Annotated in this window: 18 protein-coding genes; 16 read left to right on the top strand and 2 right to left on the bottom strand. The window is 72.1% G+C overall.

What is annotated here, in order from left to right:
- Positions 1–232 precede the first annotated feature (232 nt).
- Positions 233–1,366, bottom strand: a complete 1,134-nt coding sequence (locus C8E84_RS12100) for a diacylglycerol/lipid kinase family protein (RefSeq protein ID WP_159902462.1) — start codon at positions 1,364–1,366, stop codon at positions 233–235.
- 56 nt (positions 1,367–1,422) lie between these two features.
- Between C8E84_RS12100 and C8E84_RS12105 the strand changes: the two genes are divergently transcribed.
- The 14 genes from C8E84_RS12105 to C8E84_RS18400 all read left to right on the top strand — a co-directional run bounded on the left by C8E84_RS12105 (position 1,423) and on the right by C8E84_RS18400 (position 16,488).
- On the top strand, positions 1,423–1,995 hold the full coding sequence (locus tag C8E84_RS12105) for a DinB family protein (protein WP_159902464.1): 573 nt from the start codon (positions 1,423–1,425) through the stop codon (positions 1,993–1,995).
- The gene (locus tag C8E84_RS12110; protein WP_159902466.1) at positions 1,992–3,302 is read left to right on the top strand and encodes a cation:proton antiporter; all 1,311 of its coding nucleotides are present in this window, start codon (positions 1,992–1,994) and stop codon (positions 3,300–3,302) included. Before C8E84_RS12105 ends, C8E84_RS12110 begins: the two co-directional genes overlap by 4 nt.
- Before the next feature lie 85 nt (positions 3,303–3,387).
- Positions 3,388–4,029 (top strand): LysE family translocator, encoded by a 642-nt coding sequence (locus C8E84_RS12115; RefSeq protein ID WP_159902468.1) that lies wholly within the window; start codon positions 3,388–3,390, stop codon positions 4,027–4,029.
- Positions 4,030–4,065: 36 nt separating this feature from the next.
- Positions 4,066–5,334 carry a serine--tRNA ligase gene (serS, locus tag C8E84_RS12120; RefSeq protein WP_159902470.1) on the top strand — a complete coding sequence of 423 codons (1,269 nt, stop codon included), beginning with the start codon at positions 4,066–4,068 and terminating at the stop codon, positions 5,332–5,334.
- A gap of 350 nt (positions 5,335–5,684) precedes the next feature.
- Positions 5,685–7,082 (top strand): histidine kinase, encoded by a 1,398-nt coding sequence (locus tag C8E84_RS12125; protein ID WP_246196917.1) that lies wholly within the window; start codon positions 5,685–5,687, stop codon positions 7,080–7,082.
- A gap of 1 nt (position 7,083) precedes the next feature.
- On the top strand, positions 7,084–7,869 hold the full coding sequence (locus C8E84_RS12130) for a response regulator transcription factor (protein ID WP_170296313.1): 786 nt from the start codon (positions 7,084–7,086) through the stop codon (positions 7,867–7,869).
- A gap of 72 nt (positions 7,870–7,941) precedes the next feature.
- Positions 7,942–8,829: an ABC transporter ATP-binding protein gene (locus tag C8E84_RS12135; protein WP_159902472.1), complete on the top strand. Its 888-nt coding sequence runs from the start codon at positions 7,942–7,944 to the stop codon at positions 8,827–8,829.
- Entirely contained in the window at positions 8,826–10,007 is a 1,182-nt protein-coding gene (locus tag C8E84_RS12140; RefSeq protein WP_159902474.1) for an ABC transporter permease, read from the top strand. The genes C8E84_RS12135 and C8E84_RS12140 overlap by 4 nt, the downstream gene beginning before the upstream one ends.
- A 130-nt stretch (positions 10,008–10,137) precedes the next feature.
- Positions 10,138–11,193 (top strand): ABC transporter substrate-binding protein, encoded by a 1,056-nt coding sequence (locus tag C8E84_RS12145; RefSeq protein WP_159902476.1) that lies wholly within the window; start codon positions 10,138–10,140, stop codon positions 11,191–11,193.
- Positions 11,190–12,275, top strand: coding sequence for a FecCD family ABC transporter permease (locus C8E84_RS12150; RefSeq protein ID WP_246196918.1), 1,086 nt, complete (start codon positions 11,190–11,192; stop codon positions 12,273–12,275). Before C8E84_RS12145 ends, C8E84_RS12150 begins: the two co-directional genes overlap by 4 nt.
- The gene (locus C8E84_RS12155; RefSeq protein ID WP_159902478.1) at positions 12,275–13,369 is read left to right on the top strand and encodes a FecCD family ABC transporter permease; all 1,095 of its coding nucleotides are present in this window, start codon (positions 12,275–12,277) and stop codon (positions 13,367–13,369) included. The genes C8E84_RS12150 and C8E84_RS12155 overlap by 1 nt, the downstream gene beginning before the upstream one ends.
- A 128-nt stretch (positions 13,370–13,497) precedes the next feature.
- On the top strand, positions 13,498–14,259 hold the full coding sequence (locus C8E84_RS12160; RefSeq protein WP_343041652.1) for an ABC transporter ATP-binding protein: 762 nt from the start codon (positions 13,498–13,500) through the stop codon (positions 14,257–14,259).
- Complete coding sequence (locus C8E84_RS12165; protein WP_159902482.1) at positions 14,256–15,110, top strand: siderophore-interacting protein; 855 nt, start codon at positions 14,256–14,258, stop codon at positions 15,108–15,110. The genes C8E84_RS12160 and C8E84_RS12165 overlap by 4 nt, the downstream gene beginning before the upstream one ends.
- Before the next feature lie 403 nt (positions 15,111–15,513).
- Positions 15,514–16,488, top strand: coding sequence for a cold-shock protein (locus C8E84_RS18400; protein ID WP_159902484.1), 975 nt, complete (start codon positions 15,514–15,516; stop codon positions 16,486–16,488).
- Positions 16,489–16,492: 4 nt separating this feature from the next.
- On the opposite strand, the gene C8E84_RS12175 is transcribed toward C8E84_RS18400, so the two are convergent.
- Complete coding sequence (locus C8E84_RS12175) at positions 16,493–17,011, bottom strand: glycine cleavage system transcriptional repressor (RefSeq protein ID WP_159902486.1); 519 nt, start codon at positions 17,009–17,011, stop codon at positions 16,493–16,495.
- Positions 17,012–17,094: 83 nt separating this feature from the next.
- Here C8E84_RS12175 and C8E84_RS12180 point away from each other — a divergent pair, with 83 nt between their 5' ends.
- Together C8E84_RS12180 and C8E84_RS12185 are read left to right on the top strand one after the other, a co-directional pair.
- The gene (locus C8E84_RS12180; RefSeq protein WP_159902488.1) at positions 17,095–17,889 is read left to right on the top strand and encodes an HAD family hydrolase; all 795 of its coding nucleotides are present in this window, start codon (positions 17,095–17,097) and stop codon (positions 17,887–17,889) included.
- A gap of 89 nt (positions 17,890–17,978) precedes the next feature.
- A complete protein-coding gene (locus C8E84_RS12185) occupies positions 17,979–18,767 on the top strand; it encodes a DUF1206 domain-containing protein (protein ID WP_159902490.1) in 789 nt (262 codons plus the stop codon).
- Positions 18,768–18,822 lie beyond the last annotated feature (55 nt).

Consider the following 18,822-nt stretch of genomic DNA (forward strand, 5'->3'; position numbering starts at 1 on the left):
CTCCATGATGCTCCTCGTGGCGCATTACCGGTAGGGGTACGTGGGCAACGCAGCACTTCAGGCACGACGCAGAAGTTCTGACCTCGGGCGGAAATTGCTGCGTGCGATCCGAACTGCTGCGTGCGATCCGAACTGCCGCGTCGGATGCCGCCGGGGCGGCTCGGGCGCGCGGCCGGCGGGATGCCGTGCGCGGGCTTCGCGGCGGACGGGATGCCGTGCGCGGGCTTCGCGCTCAGGCGGCGGTGCTGCTGCGGCCGTTCTCGGTGCGCACGATGAGCGCTCGCGGCTGCACCTCGATCTGGATGTGCCGGGCCTCGCCGATGATGTCGCCGTCGAGCTCGACCATCTGGTCGCGGTCGACGTGCACCTCGATCTCCCGGCAGCGGTAGCGGTCCAGGGTCTGGGTCGAGCGCCCGCTCTTGGCCAGCACCCGCGCGGCGACCGACACCCACGCGGCCAGGCCCCGAGGGGCGATGACGACGACGTCGAGCGTGCCGTCGTCGGGCTCGGCGTCGGGCATGAGGTTGATGCCACCGGTGAGCTTGCCGCAGTTGCCGACGAGCACGGTGCGGGCCCGAACGGTGATGGGCGGTGCGCCGTCGATGCTCACGCGGGCCTTGAACCGCTCGGCGAGGAGGTTCTTCAGCCCGGCCGGCACGTAGGCGGTCCAGCCGATCTTGGCCTTGAGCTTCTCGGAGGTGTCCTCCATGATCGCGGCGTCCAGCCCCAGTCCGGCCATGACGAGGAACGCGTGGCGGTCCGGCCCCGTCGACGACCCCTCGCCGACGTGCTCGTCGAGGTGGGACTCGTCCGGGTCCAGGGTCAGCCAGCCGGCGTCTATGTGGCGGTTGCGACCGGTCAGTGCGACGGTCACGGCGCGGGCGAGGTCGTCGGTCGGCAGCTCGAGGTTGCGGGCCAGCAGGTTTCCGGTGCCTCCGGCGAACAGGCCCACCGGCACACGGGTGCCGATCATCTCCTGGGCGACCGCGCGCACCGTCCCGTCGCCACCGAAGGCGCAGACGACGTCGACCTTCTCCGCCAGGGCCTGACGGGTCTGCCCGAAGCCCACGTCGTGCTCGGAGGTGGGCAGGAACAGCGGTTCGGCCCACCCCTGGTCGGCACACACCCCCGCGATGGTGGCCTTCTCCGCAGCCCCGTCCCCGTCGAGCTTCGTGGGGTTCAGCACCACCGCCAGGCGCTTCTTCGGCGGGGCAGGAGCCTCCTCCTCACGGCGGAAGCTGTCTCGGGCAGGGCGGCTGGCCGCGGCTCGCGCATCGCGGCGTGACGCCAGGAGGAGCCAGGCCCCCACCCCGACGAAGACGACTGCGACGGCGATGCCCACCCAGGTCCACCACGCGTCTGACACAGAGTGGAAGGTACCGCACGATCCGGGTGGATCAGGTCGGCCGTAGTCTGCGGATCATGACGTTCTCCTCGCCCGACGCAGCATCCGAGCCGCTGGTCGACCCCGCCATCACCCCGGATGACAAGGACTGGACGTGGACGCTGCGCGAGCGGTGCCCTGACTGCGGCTTCCTGGCCACCGACGTCGCGCCGGCCGACATCGCGCGCCACGTCACGGCATCCACCGCGCCGTGGGAGCAGGTGCTGACCCGCGGCGATGCGACGGCTCGGCCCGATCCGGCCACCTGGTCGCCGCTGGAGTACGCCTGTCACGTGCGCGACGTGTGCCGCCTGTTCGAGCAGCGGGCCCGCCTCATGCTCGAGCAGGACGCGCCAACCTTCGACAACTGGGACCAGGACGAGACCGCCGTCGCCGACCGCTACGGCGAGCAGGACCCCGTCGTCGTGGCCCGCGAGCTGTCCGACGCCGCGACCGGGTTGGCGGGTGTCTACGCGAGGGTGACGGGTGAGGACTGGGAGCGCACCGGCATCCGCTCGAACGGCTCGTTGTTCACCGTCGCCACGCTCGGGCAGTACGGGCTGCACGACCTCGTGCACCACCTGTGGGACGTCGGAGTCGACCTCGAGTGAGCCCTGAGCTGGTCTACCTGCTGCTCGGCGGCTCGCTGCTGCTCGCCGCGGTCCTCCCGCGCGTGGTGCACAGGTGGGCGCTGTCGGCGCCGATCGTGCTCGTCGCGACGGGCATGCTGATCGGCCTCCTTCCCGCGTGGGATGCCGTGGTGCTCGATCCGGTCGCGGCTCGCCCGGTCATCGAGCACGTCACCGAGCTCACGGTGCTCGTCGCGCTGATGGGGGTGGGGCTGGCCCTGGACCGGCCGTTGCGGTGGCGCAGCCGCGAGTCCTGGCGGTCGTGGTCACCGGCCTGGCGCCTGCTCGGCATCGCGATGCCGCTGACGATCGCGGGGGTGGCGCTGCTCGCGTGGGGGCCGCTCGGGGTCGCGGCACCCGCGGCGGTGCTGCTCGGGGCGGCCCTGGCGCCGACCGACCCGGTGCTCGCCTCGGACGTCCAGGTCGAGGGGCCGACCCTCGAGGGCGCCGTCGACGAGATCGACGAGGACGACGAGGTGCGCTTCGCCCTGACGAGCGAGGCCGGGCTGAACGACGGGCTGGCCTTCCCGTTCGTGTACGCCGCGATCTTCCTCGCGTCGGTCGGGTCGGTGTCGCAGTGGTGGGCGGGGTGGCTCGCGTGGGAGCTCGTCGGCAAGATCGTCGTCGGGGTGCTCGTGGGGGTGGCCGTCGGGTGGGTGCTGGCGCGGATCGCGTTCCGGGCACCGGCCCGCTCGCTGCGCCTGGCCGAGGTCGGTGAGCCGCTGCTCGCGCTGGCGGCCCTGCTGCTCGCCTACGGCGCCAGCGAGGTGGCCGGAGGCTACGGCTTCCTCGCGGTGTTCGCCTGTGCGCTCACGGTGCGTGCGGCCGAGCGCGACCACGACTACCAGCGCCACATGCACGACGTCATCGACCGGCTCGAGACGCTGCTGACCCTGGTGGTGCTGCTCGGCCTCGGGTTCGCGTTGACCAACGGCCTGCTGGCCCACCTCGACTGGCGCGGGGTGCTCATCGGGGTGTCGCTGGTGCTCGTCATCCGGCCCGCCGCGGGATACCTGGCGTTCCTCGGCCACCGCACCCAGGTCGGGGATGCCGGGCTGGACCACCGCGAGCGGCTCGTCGTCGCGTTCTTCGGGGTCCGTGGGGTCGGGTCGCTGTACTATGTCGCCTATGCGGCCGGGGCGGTCTCCTTCCCCGAGGAGCGTTGGCTCTGGTCGACGGTCGGCTTCACGGTGGTGCTCTCGGTGGTGCTGCACGGGGTGCTCGCGACTCCGGTCATGCGACGGCTCGACGCCGCGCGAGGTGAGCCCACGGCATCCGCCCTGGGGTGAGGGCTGGGGGGCGCGAGGGGTCGCGAGGGTTCGCGAGGACGAAACAGGGGTGCGCCGGGTCGCGCGGTTCCCCCACACTGATCGGATGCCGTCCACCTCCACCCTCGCCGCGTTCGCCGTCGCGTCGGTCATCATCATCGCGATGCCCGGCCCGAGCGTGCTGTTCACCATCGGCCGGGCCCTGTCCGCCGGGCGGCGCGAGGCGCTGCTCACGGTGGTGGGCAACGTGCTGGGCATCCTGACCCAGATCTGCGCGCTCGCCATCGGCCTCGGGCCGCTCATCGCCGCGAGCACGGTGGCCTACACGGCGCTGAAGGTCGTGGGTGCCGGCTACCTGATCTGGCTCGGGGTGCAGGCCATTCGCAACCGGCGGGCCCTGGCCAGCGCGTTCGAGGCCGGGGTGCCGGTCACGGCGCCGAGCCTGCACGCGGTGCGGGCCGGGTACGTCGTGGGGGTCACCAACCCGAAGACCATCGTGTTCTTCGCGGCGCTGCTGCCGCAGTTCGTCGTGCAGACCTCGGCCGTGCTGCCCCAGCTCGTTGCCCTGGGCGCGGTGTTCGCCGTGCTGGCACTGCTCATGGACGGCGCCGTGGCACTGGTCGCGAGCCGGGCCCGGGACTGGTTCGCGTCATCCCCCACGCGGATGGAGCGGGTCGGCGGCGCCGGTGGGCTGATGATGCTCACCCTCGGTGGCGGGCTGCTGCTCACCGGCCGCCCGACCACCTGATCCGCACGCGTCCCGGCGCGCCGATAAACTCGCCGGGTGATCGACATCAAGCTGCTGCGCGACAACCCCGACGCCGTCCGTGCCAGCCAGCGCTCCCGGGGTGAGGACGAGGGTGTCGTCGACGCCATCCGCGCGGCTGACGAGCGCCGGCGGAGCTCGCTGACCGCGTTCGAGCAGTTGCGCGCCGAGCAGAAGACGATGGGCAAGGACGTCGCCCGTGCCCAGGGCGAGGAGAAGCAGGCCCTGCTCGCCCGCACCAAGGAGATCGCGGCGCAGGTCAAGGCGCTGCAGGCCGATGCCGACGCCGCCCAGGTCGAGCTCGACACCCTCCTGCGCACCATCGGCAACGTCGTCGAGCCGGACGTGCCGAGCGGCGGCGAGGACGACTACGTCGTGCTCGAGACCGTCGGCACCCCCCGGGACTTCGCCGCCGAGGGCTTCGAGCCGCGTGACCACCTCGCGCTCGCCGAGGGTCTGGACGCCATCGACATGGGGCGCGGGGCCAAGGTCGCCGGGGCCCGGTTCTACTTCCTCAAGGGGGCTGGTGCCCGCCTCGAGATGGGCCTGCTCGGGTTGGCCATGCAGCGGGCCATCGCGGCGGGCTTCGTGCCGATGATCACCCCCACCCTGGTCAAGAGCGACGTCATGGCCGGCGCCGGGTTCCTCGACCACCACGCCGACGAGGTCTACCGCCTCGAGGCCGATGACCTCTACCTGACCGGCACCTCCGAGGTTGCTCTCGCGGGGTACCACGCCGACGAGGTGCTCGACCTGTCGGCCGGGCCCTTGCGCTACGCCGGCCAGTCGACGTGTTACCGGCGCGAGGCCGGCTCCTACGGCAAGGACACCCGCGGCATCATCCGCGTGCACCAGTTCAACAAGATCGAGATGTTCGTCTACTGCCGTCCCGAGGATGCCGTGACCGAGCACCAGCGCCTGCTCACCTTCGAGAAGGAGATGCTCGCCGCGATCGAGGTGCCCTACCGCGTCATCGACACCGCGGCGGGTGACCTCGGCGGGCCGGCGGCGCGCAAGTTCGACTGCGAGGCGTGGGTGCCGACCCAGGGGCGCTACCGCGAGCTGACGTCGACGTCGAACTGCACGACCTTCCAGGCCCGGCGCCTGAACACCCGGGTCAAGGGTGAGGGCGGCAACGAGGTCGCGGCCACGCTCAACGGCACGCTGGCGACGACGCGCTGGATCGTGGCGATCCTCGAGAACCACCAGCAGCCCGACGGCTCGGTCATCGTGCCCGAGGCGCTGCGCCCACTCGTCGGCCTCGACGTGCTCACGCCTGCTGGGTGATGAGCTGCGCAGCTGGTTGGTGAGCACTGCGCCCTGACCACGTTGCCCTCGCGGGGATCTGTTCCTGTGAGCCCGACCCCGTAGGTGCTGTCAGGACTGGTTGCGCGGGTCAAGGAGTCCCTTGCGCTGGGCAACGACCCCTGGACACACCCCCCCAGGGGCTCCCGGACTGCCCGCTCAGTCAGTCAGCGCGCGACGGCGGTGCCACGGTGTACCCCGAGTGACCTATTGGTCGATGTGGGTACGGCTGGGGTGGTCGGGTGGTGCCGGTCGGGTGGGATGTCCTCGGCTGGCGAGGTCAGCCTCGCGGGGGAGGCGCCGGGCACCCGGTCCTGCCTAGGCTGGCTCGCATGTCCGGTGACCACTCCTCGCCGACAGCGCTGGACCGCCCGGGCCGGATGCCGTCCGCTCGCCTGTCGCTGCCATCGCGCGTCGGTGAGTTCTTCGGCGTCGACGACCCCTGGCAGCGCCCACGCCCGCAGGTCAGTCGTGGCGACGTCGTCCTCGCGCTGGCCACCGCAGCGCTCGGCCTGGTCTCCCTCGAACTCCTGCGCAGCATGGGCCTGCTCGAGACGGTCGACCAGCCGGTGTGGCTGCAGGTGCTCGCCACCGTGTCAGCCTCGGCCCTGCTCACCTGGCGCCGCCGCTGGCCGTTGTCGATCGCCGTGGTCGCCGCCGTGCACATGTTCGTCGTCGGCGTGACGATGGCCCCGGTGATGAGCCAGTTCACCCTCCAGGTCGTCTACTTCATCGCGTTCTTCGCGGCGGTGGCCTGGTCGCGCGACCGACGGCTCATGCTCGGCGTGGTCGGCTCGATCATCGTCGGCATGTTCGTGTGGATCGCCTGGCAGTTCCTCCTCGGCAGCGGCGTGCAGGAGATCATCGACGACACCCGCGGCGTCGAGCGCAGCGGGCTCGTCGGCCCGGTGACCGCGACGGTCGCCCTGACCGTCCTCATCAACGTCATCTACTTCGGGGGCGCCGTCATCGGGGGTCAGCTCGACTGGCGATCGGCCCGACAACGCGCCCAGCTCGAAACGGCATCCGCGACCATCGCCACCCAGAGCGAGACCCTGCAACGGCGCGCCGTGACCGACGAACGCCTGCGCATCGCCCGTGAGCTGCACGACGTCGTCGGGCACCACATCTCGGTCATCGGCATCCAGGCGGCCGCGGCGCGACGCGTGCTCACGCGTGACCCGGATGCCGCTGCGACGGCTCTCGCGGCCATCGAGACCTCGTCGCGTGACGGGGTCACCCAGATGCGCAGCCTCCTCGGGACCCTGCGCGACCCCGAGGACGCCGAGCCGGACCCCGCGACGAGCCGGATGCCGGAGCCCGGGATCGCCGACCTGCCCACCCTCGTGGCGCAGCGGCGAACCGTGGGCCTCGCCACCTCCTACGACGTCGTCGAGTCCAGCCCCGGCGCGGCCGACCGGCTGCCGTCGTCGACCGGGTTGGCGCTCTACCGGGTCGTGCAGGAGGCCCTGGCCAACGTCACCCGCCACTCCACCGCCCGCCACGCCACCGTGGTGGTGCGGGTCGAGGAGGACGGCCCGCGCCCGCACGCCGAGGTCGAGGTGCTCGACGACGGCCGGCCGAGGGGCCGGTCGTCGGGTTCCGGGCTCGGTCACCTCGGGGTGCGTGAGCGTGCCGCGAGCCAACGCGGTGAAGCGGAGATCGGCCCGCGGCCGACCGGCGGCTACCGTGTGCGGGTCCGGATTCCACTGGGGGAGAACAGTGTCTGATCTGCACCCACCGCTGCGCGTGCTCATCGTCGACGACCAGCACCTGGTGCGCTCGGGCTTCGCGATGATCCTGTCCGTCGAGGACGACCTCGATGTCGTCGGCGAGGCCGAGAACGGCCGGGTCGCGCTCGCCCAAGCCCGGGCGCTGCGCCCCGACGTCGTGCTCATGGACGTGCAGATGCCGGTCATGGACGGCATCGAGGCCACCCGGGCCCTGGTCGCCGAGGACCTCGCCAAGGTGCTCATCCTCACGACGTTCGACCGCGACGACTACGTCTTCGACGCCCTCTCCGCTGGCGCGAGCGGCTTCCTGCTGAAGAACGCCGAACCCGACCAGCTCGTCGAGGCCGTGCGAGCCGTCGGTCACGGGTACGCCCTGCTCGCACCCGAGGTCACCCGTCGGGTCATCGAGCGGATGGCCCGAACTGGCCGGGCCGGCGCAGCACCCGCGGACGGATCGGGGGCCATGGGCGCCGGTGCGCCGACGACGCACCCCGGCGCGACGGCATCCAACGCGACGGCATCCGAGAGCGCCCCCGGCCTGCGCGGCGCCGCGGTCGATGCGCGGCTCGACGGGCTCAGCCGCCTCACCGACCGCGAGCGCGAGGTGCTCGTGCTGGCCGCGCGGGGGCTGTCCAACAGCGAGATCGCCGCCCACCTCGTCCTCGGCGAGGCCACCGTGAAGACCCACGTGTCGAGCTGCCTGGCCAAGCTGCACGTGCGCGACCGGGTGCAGGCGGTCGTCGTGGCCTACGAGGCGGGTCTCGTCCTCCCGGCGGAGGGCTGACCCGATCCCTCGCCCGCAGACCTCACCCCGCGGGTTGATCCTCTCCCGCGGCCGGCCGCCTAGCGTCGAGGCATGGCACAGATCGAGACACGAGGGCTGACCCGCACCTTCGGCGACGTGCGGGCCGTGGACGGCGTCGACCTCGTCGTGCGCCCCGGTGGCCTGACCGGGTTCGTCGGTGGCAACGGCGCCGGCAAGACGACCACGATGCGCATGGTCATGGGGGTGCTGCGACCGGATGCCGGGGAGGTGCTGTGGGGGGACCGGCCGATGACCGCGGCCGACCGCCAGCGCTTCGGCTACATGCCCGAGGAGCGCGGGCTCTACCCCAAGCAGAAGGTCGCCGACCAGCTCGCCTACCTCGGCCAGCTCTCGGGGATGTCGTCGGCGGCGGCCAAGAGCGCCGTCACCGAGCACCTCGAGCTGTTCTCGCTCGGTGACCGGGCCGGTGAGCGAGTCGAGGCACTCAGCCTGGGCAACCAGCAGCGGGTGCAGATCATCGCGGCCCTCATGCACGGCCCCACCGCGCTGATCCTCGACGAGCCGTTCTCCGGTCTCGACCCGGCCGCCGTCGACGCGATGGCCGACATCCTGCGTGACCGCGCGGCATCCGGCGTGCCCGTGTTGTTCAGCAGCCACCAGCTCGACCTCGTGGAGCGGCTGTGCGACAGCCTCATCGTGCTCGCCCGCGGCCGGGTCGTCGCCCAGGGCACCGTGGAGACGCTGCGCGCCGGTGGGCCCACCCGCTACCGACTCGTCACGGAGGGTGACCTCGGGTGGGTGCGTGACCAGCGCGGCATCCACGTCCATGACGTCGACGGTGGGCGGGCGCTGCTCGAGCTGATCGACCCGGGCGCCGAGCAGGCCGTGCTGCGGGCCGCCGTCGACCGGGGCCCGGTGCTGGAGTTCGCCCGGGTGGTCCCGCCCCTGTCCGAGATCTACCGAGAGGTGACGGCATGAGCACCCCCCAGGACGTCGGCCAGCCGTGGCTGCTCGTGGCCCGCCGCGAGGTCGCGACCAAGCTCGTCGACCGCTCCTTCCTGGTCGGCACCCTGCTGACGCTGGCGCTGATCATCGGCTTCGCCGGGCTCCAGGCCGTGCTGGCCGAGCGGACGAAGACCTACGACCTCGTCGTCACCTCCAGCGCACAGACGATGGCGGATGCCGTGGTGAGCCAGGCGCCCACGCTCGACGACGGCATCCGGGTCACCGTCGTCCCCGCGGCGGACGACGCGGCCGCCGAGGCTGCGGTGCGTGCGGACGATGCCGACGCCTGGCTCACCGAACGCGACGGGTCGTGGCTGCTCGTGGCCAGGGACGAGGTGCCGAGCGGGCTCGAGGCGGTGGCCGCGACGGTGGTGCGCGACGCCGTGCTCACCCAGAACGCCGACCGCGCAGGCACGTCGGTGGCGGCCCTGACGGCGGGCACGACGCTGGCGTCCGACGTCCTCGTCGGTGACGCCGACCAACGCGGGTTCGCCCAGGGCATGGCCTTTGCGTTGGCGGTGCTGTTCTACATGGCCTCGCTCATCTTCGGCATGACCCTCGCGAACAGCGTCGTCGAGGAGAAGCAGTCGCGCGTCGTCGAGATCATCGCGACGAAGATCCCCGTGCGGCACCTGCTCGCCGGGAAGGTCGCCGGCAACACGGCCCTCGCCGTCGGCCAGATGGCGCTGTACGCAGCCATCGGGCTCATCGGTCTGCGGTTCACGCAGTACGCGTCGTTCCTGCCCTCGATCAGTGGCGCGCTCGGCTGGTTCCTCGTCTTCTTCCTGCTGGGCTTCCTGCTCATCTCCTGCCTGTGGGCCGTCGCGGGGGCGCTGGCCAGCCGCACCGAGGACGTGCAGTCGACCTCCACCCCGGTGACGATGCTGCTCGTCGCGATCTTCTTCGGCTCACTCCTGCTCGACGGCCCGGCCCAGACGGTGGTGTCCTACGTGCCGCCGGCGTCGGCGATCCTCATGCCGCAGCGGGTGCTCGAGGGGTCGGCGCAGTGGTGGGAGCCGCTCGTGGCGCTGGGCATCCTCGCGGTGGCTGCGGGCGCGGTGGTGCTGCTGGCCGAGCGGCTGTACCGGCGCTCGCTGTTGCAGACCCAGGGGCGGCTGTCGATGCGGCAGGCCTGGTCCGCTCCCGAGTAGCAGCCCGCCGCTTGGGGTTGGCTGCTGGGGGCGCCAAGTTGCCGGACGCAGCGACGTGTGACTAAGGTGAGGATTACCTAACCAAGGGTTGCCTTACCTTGGTACGCCCGCTGCCCCGGAGGTCACCCGAATGCCGTCCCGCCGTCACCTGCTCGCCGCCGCCCCGGCGCTGGCCCTCATCGCCCTTGCCGGGTGCTCCACCGGGCCCAGCGAGACCGCCCCCGCGTCCTCGGGCACCAGCGGCACCGCCGTCGACGCCTCGGCCTACCCCGTGACGATCACCCACGCCCACGGGTCGACGACGATCGAGCAGGCCCCCACCCGAGTCGCCACCATCGGCTGGGCCGACGCCGACGTCGTCGCTGCGCTCGGGGTCGTGCCCGTCGGGGCCCCCAAGATCACCTGGGGTGGCAACGCCAAGGGCTCCACCGACTGGTTCGACGCCAAGGCCACCGAACTCGGCGTCAAGGACGGCGACATCGCCCGCTACGACGACTCCGCCGGCATCCCCTTCGACGACATCGCGGCGACCAAGCCCGACCTCATCCTCGGTCTGTCCTCGGGGGTCTCCAAGGAGGACTACGACAAGCTGAGCAAGATCTCCCCCGTCGTGCCCTACACGGTCGCGCCGTGGGGCACGCCCTGGCAGGACCAACTCGAGGCCATCGGGCAGGCGCTCGGCCAGCCCACCCAGGCCGCCGCGCTCGAGGCCGCCACGACCAAGACCATCGCGGATGCCGTGGCCGCCAACCCGCAGATCAAGGGCAAGAGTGCGGCCTGGGCGTGGTTCAGCCCGACCGACCTGTCGACGATCGGCCTCTACACGACCGCCGACCTGCGACCGCAGATGCTGCGTGAGTTCGGCCTCGTCGACTCCCCGACGGTCGCCGAGCTGAGCAAGACCGACCCGACGGCGTTCTCGGTGAACCTGTCGGCCGAGAAGGCCTCGACCCTCGACGCCGACCTCGTCGTCTTCTACGCCGCCGAGGGCACGCAGGCCGACGACATCATAGGCAACGCCCTGCTCTCGCAGATCCCGGCGCTGCGCAAGAAGCAGTACGTCGCCAGCGCCGACAACGCGATCGCCCTGTCCATGTCGCTGCCGAGCCCGCTGTCGGTGCGCACGGCCGTCGACGACTTCCTGCCCAAGATCGCCACGGCGCTGAGCGGCACGCCCACCTCGTGACCTCCACCCTCGCCCAGCCTCGAGTGCGGAAGCGGTCGCCCCGGCAACCACTTCCGCACTCGAGGCACGGTGGTGAGCACTCCCGGGCGGGGGGCCGCCTCCCGCTAGCCGTCGTCGCCGCGGCCGGGCTGGCCCTGATCGCGCTCACCTCGTTGACGTCGGTGCTCGTCGGGGTCCAGTCCATCCCCGCGGGCGACGTGCTCGACGCACTGCGGGGGATGCCGGTGAGCCAGGAGAGCGCGGCGATCGTCGCCTCCCGCGTCGACCGCACGGTCATCGGGCTCGTGGTCGGGGCAGCCATCGCCCTGAGCGGGGTGGTGCTCCAAGGGTTGACGCGCAACCCCATCGCCGAACCCGGCATCCTCGGGCTGAACGCCGGGGCTGCCCTGGCCGTGGTCATCGGCATCCGCTTCCTCGGGCTGTCGAGCGTGACCGGCTACGTCGTCGCCGCGCTCGTCGGCTCGATCGCCGTCGCCGTGCTCGTGCAGTCACTCACCCTCATGGCGCCCCGCGCGAGTGCCCCGGTGTCGATGGCCCTCGCCGGGGCCGCGGTCATGGCCCTGGCCCAGAGCCTCATCGGTGCCGTGATCGTCACCGACCGGGGGGCCCTGGACAGCTTCCGGTTCTGGCAGGTGGGCTCGGTCGCCGGTCGTGACGCCACCCAGGTGATCGACATCGCCCCCTTCCTCGTCGTCGGCCTGGTGCTGACCCTCACGGCCGGTCCGACGCTCAACGCGGTCGCCCTCGGTGACGACCTGGCCCGCGGGCTCGGGCAGAACGTCCTGCTCCACCGCGGGCTGGCCGCCGCCGGTGCCGTGCTGCTCGCGGCCTGCGCCACGGCGCTGGCCGGGCCCATCGCGTTCGTCGGGCTCGTCGTGCCGCACCTCGTGCGCGCCGTCGTCGGGGTGGACCACCGGCGGGTGCTGCTCGTGTCGCTCCTCCTCGGCCCGGTGTTCGTCGTGCTCGCCGACGTCGTCGGGCGCCTCATCGCGCAGCCGGGTGAGGTGCAGGCCGGCATCGTCTGCGCGGTGCTCGGGGCGCCCGTCCTCGTGGCGGTCGTCCGCCGGGTGAAGGGGCTGTGATGGCGACGTTCACGGCATCCGGCACCACGGCATCCGACGCAGTGGCATCCGGCACCACGGCATCCGGCGACGTTGCCCGCCACCTCGCCGCCGCCCGGCGGGGCCCTCGCCGCCGCCGCGTGCTCGTCGTCGGTGCGCTGCTCCTGCTGCTCGTCACCCTCGTGCTCGTGCGGGCGCTGCTCGGCGACTACCGGGTCTCGTTCGTCGACGCGATCGCGATCATCGGCGGCGAGCAGATCCCCGGGGCGTCGTTCGTGCTCATGGAGTCGACGCTGCCGCGGGCGGTCATGGCCGTGCTCGCGGGGGCGGCCTTCGGGGCGGCCGGGTCGGCGTTCCAGGTGCTGCTGCGCAACCCGCTCGCGAGCCCTGACGTCCTCGGCATCACCCTCGGGGCCAGCGCCGGGGCCGTCATCGCGGTCGTGACGTTCGGGGTGCGCGGCACGCCGGTCACGCTCGCGGCGCTGGCCGGTGCGTTCGGGGCGGCAGCGCTCATCCTCAGCCAGGCCGGAGGTCGTGGCGGGGCGACCGGCCGGATGGTGCTCGTCGGGGTGGCGCTCGCGGCCGGGCTGTCGGCTGTCGTGCACTGGGTGCTCGTGCGCGCGAGCATCTACCAGGCGCAGGACGCGCTGATCTGGCTGAGCGGCAGCCTCAACTCGGTCACCTGGGCCGAGATCGCCCGGCTTCTGGTCCTGGACGCCGTGCTCATCCCGTTGCTGCTCGTGCTCGGGTCTGCGCTGCCCGTGCTCAGGCTGGGGGACGACCTCGCCGCCGGTCTCGGCGTGCGCGTCGGGCCACTGCGCGTGGGGGTGACGCTGATCGTGGTCGCGCTCGTCGCCTCCGCGACGGCGGTCGTCGGGCCGATCGCATTCGTCGGGTTCCTCGCCGGCCCGATCGCCCGCCGACTGGTGCCCGGGCGGCCCGCCATCGGCATCGGCGCTCTTGTCGGAGCCGTCGTCGTCGTGGCGGCCGACTACGCCGCGGCATGTGCCATCCCCGGCACCGCCCTGCCGGTCGGGGTCGTCACCGGCCTGCTCGGCGCCCCCGTCCTGCTCTGGATGCTCCGCTCCCGAACCACGTCCCCGGAGGGCCGATGACCGTGTCAGAGACTGCCACCCCTCGCTGGAACGTGGGTGAAGATCGTCGTCCAGCCGACGGTTTTCACCCACGTTCGCAGGAGGTTGAGCGATCGCAGGAGGCCGCGCCTCGACTGATCGCGGATGCCGTGAGCTTGGCTTACGACGAGCGGATCGTCGTCGACGGGGTCACCCTCGAGGTGCCGACGGGTCAGGTCACCGTCGTCGTCGGGCCCAACGGGTGCGGCAAGTCGACGTTGCTGCGCGGGCTCGGCCGGCTGCTGAAGCCACGCGGCGGGTCGGTGCTGCTCGACGGAGAGGCGATCACGTCGATGCCGACGCGTGAGGTGGCCCGGCGTCTGGGGTTGCTGCCGCAGCAGCCGATCGTTCCCGAGGGGGTCAGCGTGCTCGAGCTCGTCGAGCGCGGGCGGCATCCGCACCACGGCCTGTTCCGCAGCTGGGGCCGTGCCGATGAGGAGGCCGTCGCGTCGGCGCTGATCCGCACCGACCTCGTCGAGCTGGCGTCGGTGCCGGTCGACAGCCTGTCGGGCGGTCAGCGGCAGCGGGTGTGGCTGGCGATGGTGCTGGCCCAGGACACGCCGGTGCTGCTGCTCGACGAGCCGACGTCCTTCCTCGACATCGCGCACCAGCTCGACGTGCTCGACCTCGTGCGTTCGCTGCGCGACGAGTCCGGCACGACGGTCGTCATGGTGCTGCACGACCTCGCGATGGCTGCCCGCTACGCCGACCACCTCGTCGCGATGCGTGACGGCCGGATCGTTGCTGAGGGGTCGCCCGCGCAGGTGGTGACGCCTGAGGTGATCGCCGAGGTCTTCGGGGTCACCGCGAGCGTCATCGTCGACCCCGAGTCCGGAACCCCCGTGGTCATCCCCCGAAGGAGAGCGTCATGAGTGCCGGTGCCAAGGTCCTGTCGATGGCCACCCGACGGCTTGCGCGCACGTCGGATGCCGCCACGCCTCTCGTGCGCGAGGACGTGCCGCAGTTCGTGGCCACGGTCGTCGAGGTGGCCGACCTCGGCGGCGGGATGCGCCGGGTAACGTGTGAGGCACCGGGGTTGCGCGACTTCGTGACGTGTGGGCCCGACGAGTACGTGGGGTTGGTGATGCCCGCGGCTGGTCGGCCGCTCGTCATGCCCGACCCGGATGCCGTCGACATGCGTGCTTCGGTCGCCGCGATCGCGGCTGTGGACCGGCCGGCGCTGCGCTGGTACACGATCCGCGAGCACGACCCGCTGCGTGGGCGGATCGACATCGACATCATGACCCACGGGGACACGGGGCCCGGGTCGGCGTGGACCTGCCGGGTTCGGCCGGGCGACCCCGTGGGGTTGCGCGCCAGCGGTGCCCTCTACCGCGGGCTGGAGGTGACCGGCCGCCAGGTGCTCGTCGCCGACGAGAGCGCGGTGCCGTCGGTGGCGGCGATCCTCGAGTCGTGGGGCGGGCCCGGTGACGCAGCCGACCAGGGCGTGGAGGTGCACGTCGAGGTGGCCGACGTGTCCGTGCTGCGGGCGTACGAGCTGGGGGATGCGCGGGTGTACGTGCGTTCCGGGCGCCCGGGGAGTGCCGTGGTGCCGGGGCTGGCTGGTGCTCTTGCTGCCGGGGGAGGGCCGGTGCGGTACGCGTGGGCCTGCGGTGAGGCGGCTCTGGCTGCCGGGGCGCGGCGCGTGCTGCGCGAGGCCGGGGTCGACCGGGGCAGCATCTACTCGTGCGGGTACTGGACCCTGGGCAAGCCGCGCCCCTGACGGTGAGCCGAGCGCTGCTCGCCCCTGACGGTGACCCCAGCACGGCTCGCTCCTGACAGCAGGTGAGCAGTGCTCGCCCTGGGTGGCGGTGCGAGCGCTCCTGCCGGTGGGTCGAAGGGGTGTGGGGGGTGCTGTCCAGGGACGTTGTGCCCCGCAAGGGATTCCTTGCCTGGTGCAAGGGTTGCTGGCGGTGCCCCCGCGGGAAGGTTGTCCCCCGCAAGGGGTTCCTTGTCTGGCGCAAGGGTTGCTGGCCATACCCCCCGGCGGCCTCGCCCGCCCAGGCTCCGGCATCACGCCTCGCGCCCGCGCGCGACGCCTCACGCCTCGCGCGTGGTTCCCTGCCTGCGGCTCGTCGGCGACAATGATCCAGCACACCGACCGTAGCTTCGACGAGGAGTCAGCCGTGACCGAGGGAACCGTTCGCTGGTTCGATGCCGACCGGGGCTTCGGCTTCATCGCGCTGGGTGAGGACACCGACGACCTGTACGTCCACGCCACCGAGATCGTCAGCAGCGACGGGGTGCGCGTGCTGCGCGAGGGGCAGGTCGTCGAGTTCGAGGTCGGTGAGGGTGACCGCGGTCCGCAGGCACGCCGCGTCCGGGTCACGGCCGACCACGCCGCCGATGCGCCGCTGGGCGTGCTCGGCACGGTCGCCTGGTACGAACCGACCAAGGGCTACGGGTTCGTCACGCCCGACGGCGAAGAGGGCCAGGTGTTCGTCCACGCATCGGCCATCGTCGGTGGCGGCGTCGTGACGGAGGGCCAGCGCGTGGCGTTCCTCGTCGTCGAGGGGGAGAAGGGGCTGCAAGCCGATCCACTGCTGCCCCTGGGGGCGCAGGCAGCCCACGCCTCCCAGCCCGCCGGGGCGTCAGGTCGGGCAGAGCAGTCGGACGGCGCTGACGGCACCGTGACCTGGTACGACACGGACAAGGGCTTCGGGTTCATCACGCCTGATGGCGGCGGCCAGGACGTCTTTGCGCACGTGAGGGACCTCGGCACCGGGCTCTTCGAGCTGGAGGAAGGCGACCGGGTGACGTTCGACCTCGTCGACAGCGAGAAGGGCCCGCAGGCTCGCGACGTCCGTCTGGCCGGCGGCGCACCGCGTCGGGGCGCTGGCTCCACCAGGCCGCCAGCACGTGGAAGGTCGGATCAGCGACGTCCCTCGAGCACCCCCACGCGCGGTGGCGAGGGTGTCATCGTGCGCTACGACCCTGACCGCGGGTTCGGTTTCATCGCTCCCGACGCCGGAGGTGACGACCTGTTCGTGCACGTGTCGGTCATCCGCGGCTCCGACCACCTGTACCAGGGCGATCGGGTCCGCTTCCAGGTGCGTCAGAGCGACCGGGGCCCGCAGGCCGACCGCGTCGAACTGATCTGAGCGCTCAGGCGTCCTCGGCGAGGGCCACGTCGACCATGAGCTCGTCGGCGAGCGACTCCATCGCCGCCCGCAGCTCACCCTCGTCCGCTCCGGCCGGCGCGGCCAGCACGGCGTGGGCCTCGAAGAGCATGCCGCCGGCCATCGGTGCCTCGCTGACGAAGGTCTCGAGTTCGACGATGCCGATCCCCCGCGCCGAGAGCAGTGCCGACACCTCGGCGACGATGCCGGGACGATCGGCCCCGACCAGGTCGAGGGTGAGGTGGTGAGTCGGCGCCTCGGCCGCCGCACTCGTGCGCGTGGTCGAGACGGTGATGCCCTGACCCGCCAACCCCTCGAGGTCGGCCACGAGCCCGTCGACACCGACCGCCGGGACGACGACCTCGACGATGCCGGCGAACTTGCCTGCCAGCTGCGACAACTGGCTGCGCTGCCACGTGGCGCCCCGAGCGGCGAGGCTGGCCGACAGCGTCGCCACCAGCCCGGGTCGGTCGTCACTGATGACCGTCAGCACCAAGGTCTCCATGCCACGTCACCCTACGGCCGGGAGGACCCCCCTGCCCAGAGCTGACCCCGAGCGTTCACCTGCCCCCGGTAGCGTGGCGCGCGATGAGCACTCCACACCTGATCGCCCTCGACATCGACGGCACCACCGTGAACCACGAGGGGGCCCTGTCGCCCGCGGTCCGCGATGCCGTGACCGCCGTCGCGGATGCCGGCCACCACGTCACCATCGCCACCGGGCGGGGGATCATCGGCACCCTGCCGATCCTCGACCGACTCGGCCTGACCACCGGGTATGCGGTGTGCGCCAACGGCGCGATCACCCTGCGGTTGGACCCGACGTCGGATGCCGGGTACGAGATCGTCGAGTCGGTCACCTTCGACCCGGCGCCGGCCCTGACCGCGCTGCGCGAACACTTCCCCTCGGCGCTGGTCGCGGTCGAGGAGCTCGGCGTGGGCTTCAAGGTGAGCGCGCCGTTCCCGGACGGTGAGCTGGACGGCATCCCCGAGGTCGTGTCCTTCGACGAGCTGATGTCGACCCCGGTCACCCGCGTGACGCTGCGCGACCCCAGTGCGACCAGCGAGGAGTTCATCGAGCGCACCGCACGCATCGGCCTGCACGGGGTCGAGTACGCCGTCGGCTGGAGCGCGTGGCTCGACATCACCCCGGAGGGGGTCTCCAAGGGGGCCGCGCTCGAGGTCATCCGGCGCTGGCTGGCCATCGAGCCGCAGCACACCGTCGCGGTCGGCGACCAGCGCAACGACGTCGAGATGCTGCGCTGGGCGGCCCGCGGCGTGGCCATGGGCAACGCCCCGGACGAGGTCAAGGCGGCCGCCGACGAGGTGACCGGGGACGTCGACGACGACGGTCTCGTCGACGTGCTGACCTCACTGCTCTGACCTCACTGCTCTGGCGCCGCCACGAGCGCGAGCCGAACTCGCGCGCACGTAGCGCGCCACGGCATCCGCGGTGGTGGAAAAGTGAAGCAATGGACAGCACCGACGTCAGCAGCGCCGCCCGCAGGGCCGGCGACCACCCCGTCGTCGAGAAGGGCGCGCGCATCGGGTACGCGATGTCCGGCGTCATCCACTTCATCATCGGCTGGATCGCCCTCAAGCTCGCGTGGGGCATCGGTGGCGGCTCGGGGGACGCCGACACCTCCGGAGCCCTGAAGGCCGTCGCGAGCAGCGGTGGTGGCCCGCTGATGCTCGGCTTCGCGGTCCTCGGCTTCCTCATGCTCGCCGTGGCGCTGGCGGCCGCAGCGATCGTGGGCGGCGAGACGAGCGACCGCATCAAGTCGGCCGCCAAGGCCGTGATGTACACGAGCTTCGCCTGGTCCTCCTTCGCGATCGCGCGCGGTGCGTCGAACTCCGACGAGGCGAAGACCGACGACGTCACCGCTCAGGTCATGGGGATGCCGGGTGGCCGCTACATCGTGGGTCTCGTGGGTCTCGTCGTGCTCGGGGTCGCCGGGTACCACGTCTACAAGGGGTGGTCCAAGAAGTTCCTCGAGGACCTCCAGGAACACCCCGGCGACTGGGCCGTGACGGCCGGACGACTCGGGTACGTCGCCAAGGGGTGTGCGCTCTTCGTCGTCGGACTGCTGTTCCTGCTCGCGGCCTGGCACGCCGACTCCGAGGAGGCGGCCGGGCTCGACGGGGCCCTGACGACGATCCGCGACCTCGCCTTCGGGCCGTACCTGCTGACGATGGTGGCCGCGGGCATCGCGTCGTACGGCGTCTACTCCTTCGCCCGCGCCCGGTACGCCCGCCTCTGAGCGAAACGCAGGAGCTCAGATCGCACGCAGTAATTGCCGCGAGCGATCTGAACTC

It is taken from the genome of Ornithinibacter aureus (assembly GCF_009858245.1).
Classification (GTDB): Bacteria; Actinomycetota; Actinomycetes; order Actinomycetales; family Dermatophilaceae; genus Fodinibacter; species Fodinibacter aureus.

What these genes read in the sequence shown, in the direction of transcription:
- C8E84_RS12180 (WP_159902488.1), top strand. Translation starts at nt 17,095, where the DNA reads ATGAGCACTCCACACCTGATCGCCCTCGACATCGACGGCACCACCGTG.
- C8E84_RS12185 (WP_159902490.1), top strand. Translation starts at nt 17,979, where the DNA reads ATGGACAGCACCGACGTCAGCAGCGCCGCCCGCAGGGCCGGCGACCAC.
- C8E84_RS12125 (WP_246196917.1), top strand. Translation starts at nt 5,685, where the DNA reads ATGTCCGGTGACCACTCCTCGCCGACAGCGCTGGACCGCCCGGGCCGG.
- C8E84_RS12175 (WP_159902486.1), bottom strand. Translation starts at nt 17,011, where the DNA reads ATGGAGACCTTGGTGCTGACGGTCATCAGTGACGACCGACCCGGGCTG.
- C8E84_RS12135 (WP_159902472.1), top strand. Translation starts at nt 7,942, where the DNA reads ATGGCACAGATCGAGACACGAGGGCTGACCCGCACCTTCGGCGACGTG.
- C8E84_RS12140 (WP_159902474.1), top strand. Translation starts at nt 8,826, where the DNA reads ATGAGCACCCCCCAGGACGTCGGCCAGCCGTGGCTGCTCGTGGCCCGC.
- C8E84_RS12165 (WP_159902482.1), top strand. Translation starts at nt 14,256, where the DNA reads ATGAGTGCCGGTGCCAAGGTCCTGTCGATGGCCACCCGACGGCTTGCG.
- C8E84_RS12115 (WP_159902468.1), top strand. Translation starts at nt 3,388, where the DNA reads ATGCCGTCCACCTCCACCCTCGCCGCGTTCGCCGTCGCGTCGGTCATC.
- C8E84_RS12105 (WP_159902464.1), top strand. Translation starts at nt 1,423, where the DNA reads ATGACGTTCTCCTCGCCCGACGCAGCATCCGAGCCGCTGGTCGACCCC.
- C8E84_RS12155 (WP_159902478.1), top strand. Translation starts at nt 12,275, where the DNA reads ATGGCGACGTTCACGGCATCCGGCACCACGGCATCCGACGCAGTGGCA.
- C8E84_RS12145 (WP_159902476.1), top strand. Translation starts at nt 10,138, where the DNA reads ATGCCGTCCCGCCGTCACCTGCTCGCCGCCGCCCCGGCGCTGGCCCTC.